Here is a 4,936-nt window from a genome sequence, read left to right as displayed (position 1 = left end):
CGGGCTGGGGCCACGGCGCGTGCGTCGCTGGCGGCGCGGGCCATTTCCTCTTCCAGCGCCTCCGCCTGGGCCACCACGTCGGTGTCGACGCGGTCCCACGGCTGGGCCGGGTGCACCCGGTAGGGCTTGCCGTCCTCTGGCTGCGGCAGCAGGTGGGCGTGCTGGAAGGTCAGCGGCTCGCCCCATTCGCTCACGGTCAGCACGCCGAAGCCGTCAAGCCGCAGGAACAGCAGGTCCATGAGGTCTTCCTGCGAAAGCAGGTCCGGCCCGAGGTGGGTGTGCAGCAGGCGCAGGCCGCGCAGGCGGCCCGTGCCGGTGCGGGCGCGGGGCAGTTCCGGAATGGTGATGGCTCCGGTGTCGCCCACCAGCACCATGGCCACGCGGCCCTGACGGTCGATGAGCACGGCCACCTGCCGCCCCACGCTGCGGGACAGGGCGGCCAGTTCGCGGGCCTGCTCGTGCGAATAGCCCCCCACGGACGGGAAGCGGCGCTGGTACAGACGGGTCAGTGCCTTGACGTGGCTGGGCTTGAGCCCCTGGGTGTTGCCGAGAACCTTGGCGATGGGAGTGCTCCTGCGCTGGCGGAATGAAACATGGTGCGCCCGGTCTCTGCGGTCATTTGCGGACGGCTGCCCGGCGCGAAAGGACATCATACGCGGAAGGGGCGGCGCGGGGAAGCGGGACGTGGGAAGGGGGCAGCGGAAAAGGGATGCGGGCCGGACGCCCCGCCCCGTCCCGCCCCGTCCCGCATGACAAAACCGGGCGCCCTTGCGGACGCCCGGTCGGCTGTCGAAACGGAGGCGGCTGCGCTATCTTGCCGCCGCCGCCAGATAATCGGCGATCATCCGGTCGTAGGCTGCCGTGGCGGCAAAGGTGAGCACCGACATCTCGCGCCGGAACTCCAGCCCCACGCGCATGGAATTGGTGCGCATTTCCTCCATGGCCTGCCCGTAGTACGCGGGCGAGGGCAGCACGAGGATGGAGTGGTAGTTCTTGGCCGCAGCGCGCAGCATGCACGGGCCGCCGATGTCGATTTCCTCCACGGCCTGCTTGAGGTCCAGCCCCTTGGCCGCGGCGGTGGCGAAGTCGTACAGGTTCACACAGATCAGGTCGAACGGGGCAATGCCCAGTTCGCGCAGCGTGGCCACGTGTTCCGGGTTGTCCTTGTCGGCCAGCACGCCGCCGTGGATGTGCGGGTGCAGCGTCTTTACCCGGCCCCCGAGGATTTCGGGAAAGCCGGTCACGCGGCTTACGGGGGTGACCTTCAGCCCCGCCCCTTCGAGCATGCGGCGCGTGCCGCCGGTGGAGACGAGTTCCACGCCGTTGCCCGCCAGAAAGGCCGCGAAATCGGCCAGGCCGCTCTTGTCCGTGGCGCTCATGAGCGCCCGTTTGATGGGCAGGAACTCCATGCGTTCTCCTTGTCGCGGAATCTCGGAAACGTTCACTTGCCAGTGCCAGAAGAAACCCGCCAGCGCAAGGGAGTGAGCGGTATGCCCCGCCATGTGGGCAGCCGCACCGGCGGGGGAGCGGCACGACGGCAACCGCAATGCGCATTGCGGTTGCCCGGCGCAGAAACGAAGCGCGGCGCACGAATGTCCCGTGCGCCGCGCGGCGGTTTCGAATGCGGGCGAATACGGCGATGAAGGGCAGGCGCCCCGTCAGCGGCCCTATGCCTTTCTTGCCAGCCCCAGCCTGGCCACAACCGCCTCCGCGGCGGCAAGGGTGTAGGCCTCGGGCGACAGGCGCGCCTTGTCTTCCGGGCTGACCACCAGCGCGGGCGCGTTGGCCAGGCGGGCGTCCGGGGTCACGCCGTATTCGGGCGGGAAGCTGTTGGTGAAGTACATGTCCTGGAAGCCCGCGAATTTCAGGCTGTGCGCCGTGGCGTCGAGCACGGCGTGCTCGTCCGGCGACACCAGCCCCAGTTCCCGGGCCTTGATCAGCCCGGCCAGGCATTCGCCGCCTTGGGTGCAGGCGATGTGCCCGTGGCGGTTGCCCCGGATCATGGCGTCCATGATCTCCTGCTCGGTAACCTGCACCACGCAGAAGGCGCGTTCGCCCCCTTCGGCAATGAACCTGTCCGCCAGCGCCTTCACGCGCGGGAAGGACACCGGGTTGCCGATCATGGCCGCCTGGGCCACGCTGGGCTGCACGGTGACGGGGGCGTACGTGCGGGTGGCCGGGTCCGGCTGGCTGTAGTAGCGCCACACCGGGTCGGCATGGTGCGACTGCACGCCGATGACCCGCGGCAGGGCGTCGATGACGCCAAGGCGCAGCAGTTTCAGGAAGCCCGCCATGATGGCCGTGACGTTGCCCGCGTTGCCGATGGGCACGAACACGCACTGGCCCTTCATGTCCCAGCCGTACCACTGGGCCACCTCGAAGGCGTACGATTCCTGCCCCAGGATGCGCCAGCTGTTCTTGGAATTCAGCAGGGCCACCCGGTAGTTTTCGGCCAGGTGTTCCACCACCTTCATGCAGTCGTCGAACACGCCGGGAATTTCCAGCACCGTGGCCCCGCTGCCGAGCGGCTGCGAAAGCTGCTGCGGGGTGACCTTGCCGTGCGGCAGCAGCACCACCGACTTCACCGGCCCGCCCACGTACGAGGCGTACAGTGCTGCGGCGGCGGAGGTGTCGCCCGTGGATGCGCACACGGTCAGCACCTCGTCCCAGCCGTGCTTGCGCACCAGCGCCTTCAGGTAGCTGAACGCGCAGGCCATGCCCCGGTCCTTGAACGAGGCGCTGGGGTTCTGCCCGTCGTTCTTGAAGGCGAAGGGAACGCCCACGGCGTCGCGCAGCACGGGGGCCGCCTCGACGATGGGGGTGTTGCCCTCGCCAAGGTACACGATGTCCTCTTCTTCCAGCACCGGGGCCATCAACTCGTAGAAGCGGAAGATGCCGCGCAGGGCGGTGGTGCGGGTGGCGGCGCGGGCGTCGAACAGGGCGCGCCATTCCGGGCCGGTGCGCAGGGCCGCCAGCTTGTCGAAATCTAGGTCTTCCAGCAGGTATACCCCGCCGCAGCCGGGGCAGGTGTACAGCAGTTCGTCGATGCCGCGGCGCTCTCCGCAGCCGAGGCAGACGTACTCCATCCGCGTGCGCGCGGTCGGAAAGTCGTGACCGGGTGCGGGACAGGGCATGGGACTGGACGTGGGACAGGGCATGGGGCCGGTCTCCTTGAAATCGTGCAATGCAGCAGTTGTGGCGCCTTGCCGTGGCACCGGCAACAAAGCCGAGGCGGCGCCGTGAAAGCTACTTTTCCGGCGCGGCGCCGGGTTCGCCGTGCGCGGCGCAGCCGCACCCGCAGGGGGCCTGGCCGTCGACCGGATCTGTCTGCCCAGCCTGATCGGTGGACGTGGCGTCGTCAGCCGCGCAGCCGGTGGGCGTCGCGTCGTGGTGTTTCTTCTGCCAGGGCTTTTCCTCGCCGCGCGCCAGTCGCCCGATGTTCTCGCGGTGGCTCCAGTACACCAGGGCCATGACCACCAGCGCCAGCGGCAGCAACTTCCACTTGCCGTACACCAGCAGGAACACGGGCAGGGCCGTGACCAGGGTCAGCGAGCCCAGCGAGACGAAGCCGGACCGCCAGATAACCAGCAGGCAGGCAATGCCCGCCAGCACCAGTTGCCCGAAGGCCAGCGGAATGAACACGCCCACCGTGGTGGCCACGGCCTTGCCCCCCTTGAAGCCCAGGAAGCAGGAGTGCAGGTGCCCGATCAGGGCGGCCAGCGCCGTCAGGCTGTGAAACAGCGCCGAATCGCTGAAGGACAGGGCGATGGCCACGGGCAGCGCGCCCTTCAGCGCGTCGCACAGCAGGGTGGCCACGCCCCACTTTGTGCCGCACAGCCGGGCCACGTTGGTGGCGCCCACGTTGCGGCTGCCGCCGGTGCGCGGGTCCACCCCGCAGAAGGTGCGGGCGAACACCAGCCCGAAGGGGATGGAGCCCATGACGTAGGCGATGGCGATCCAAAGCAGGTTACCCATCATGATCGTGCCTCCTGCGGGGGCTGGGCGGGTGAAATGTCGTTGCCACGGTCATCCGTGCGGGGGCGCGCCGTCCCTTCGGGAACGCGCACCGTGCCGGGCCACAATGCCGTCACTCTTCTTCCGCGTCCAGTATCTGGATTTCGTTGTTCAGCGGGTGGATCTTGCCCACCCGCACCCGGAAGTGCTGGCCGGGGTTCACCTTGTCGCCAAAGGTGGAGCGCCGCCCGCGCAGGAACAGCTGTTCGCGCGGCAGGCTGACGGTGACGAAGGCGTCGTTTTCTTCCGTGACCACGGCGTGCCACCATGTCTTGTCGCCCTTCTGGCGAAAATGCAGCAGCTTCCAGTAGCGCGGGCGAAAGCGCTGCACCTGCCCCGCCGCGTCCAGCCGGGCGTTCAGCAGGGGCAGCATGGCGTCCAGTTCCTCGCGGGTCCAGCGCCCCTGCCCTGTGGCCAGCGCGTGCAGCACCTGGGTTTCGTTGATCAGGTCCGGGTAGCGGCGCAGCGGCGAGGTGACCGGGCTGTACGCGGGCATCCCGATGCCTGCATGGGGCCGGGGCGAGGTTTCCAGCAGCGACGAGGCCAGGGCCTTGACCACCCGCGCCACCTCGTGCGGGGCGCGCCACACTCCGGCGTATTCGCGGGGAATGCCCACGTCCTGGGTGCGATGCAGCAGGGCCACGCGGTTCTCTCCGGCCCAACGGGCCACCCCGGCGTTGGCGAGGATCATCATCTCCGCAACGATGGACTGGCTGCGCGGGGTGACCGGCTGGTCCGCGATGTCCACCACGGTGGCGGAGCCTTCGCCGGACAACGTCACTTTCGGATCGTCGCGTTCGATGATCACCGCCCCGCGTCCGATGCGGTGGGCTTGCAGGGCGCGGGCCAGCCTGTCGGCCACGGCCAGCCGGTCCGCGTGGGGGGCCGCCGAGTTGTCCGGCAGGGGGATGGGCGCGGCGGT

Annotated in this window: 4 protein-coding genes and 1 pseudogene; all 5 read right to left on the bottom strand. The window is 69.2% G+C overall.

The annotated features are described in order from the left end of the window. Nucleotides 1-653, bottom strand: a pseudogene (locus FVW20_RS07540) (GTPase HflX); the annotation flags it as partial. Between the two features lie 156 nt (nt 654-809). Beyond that, the gene (locus FVW20_RS07535; RefSeq protein WP_012613064.1) at nt 810-1,409 is read right to left on the bottom strand and encodes an IMP cyclohydrolase; all 600 of its coding nucleotides are present in this window, start codon (nt 1,407-1,409) and stop codon (nt 810-812) included. Nucleotides 1,410-1,667: 258 nt separating this feature from the next. Beyond that, nucleotides 1,668-3,086, bottom strand: coding sequence for a threonine synthase (thrC, locus tag FVW20_RS07530; protein ID WP_196608947.1), 1,419 nt, complete (start codon nt 3,084-3,086; stop codon nt 1,668-1,670). Between the two features lie 160 nt (nt 3,087-3,246). Continuing rightward, nucleotides 3,247-3,978 (bottom strand): glycerol-3-phosphate 1-O-acyltransferase PlsY, encoded by a 732-nt coding sequence (gene plsY, locus FVW20_RS07525; protein WP_231038950.1) that lies wholly within the window; start codon nt 3,976-3,978, stop codon nt 3,247-3,249. A 109-nt stretch (nt 3,979-4,087) separates the two neighbouring features. Then, a partial coding sequence (locus tag FVW20_RS07520) for an RNB domain-containing ribonuclease (protein WP_196608945.1) occupies nt 4,088-4,936 on the bottom strand: 849 nt, incomplete at its 5' end.

It is taken from the genome of Nitratidesulfovibrio oxamicus, from assembly GCF_015731765.1.
Classification (GTDB): Bacteria; Desulfobacterota; Desulfovibrionia; order Desulfovibrionales; family Desulfovibrionaceae; genus Cupidesulfovibrio; species Cupidesulfovibrio oxamicus.
The sequence above is the reverse complement of the archived record's forward strand: the minus strand, read 5'-3'. Positions and strand labels throughout refer to the sequence as shown.

Excerpts from the sequence above, each read along its gene's own strand:
- FVW20_RS07535 (WP_012613064.1), bottom strand. The coding sequence starts at position 1,409 with ATGGAGTTCCTGCCCATCAAACGGGCGCTCATGAGCGCCACGGACAAG.
- thrC (WP_196608947.1), bottom strand. The coding sequence starts at position 3,086 with ATGGAGTACGTCTGCCTCGGCTGCGGAGAGCGCCGCGGCATCGACGAA.
- plsY (WP_231038950.1), bottom strand. The coding sequence starts at position 3,978 with ATGATGGGTAACCTGCTTTGGATCGCCATCGCCTACGTCATGGGCTCC.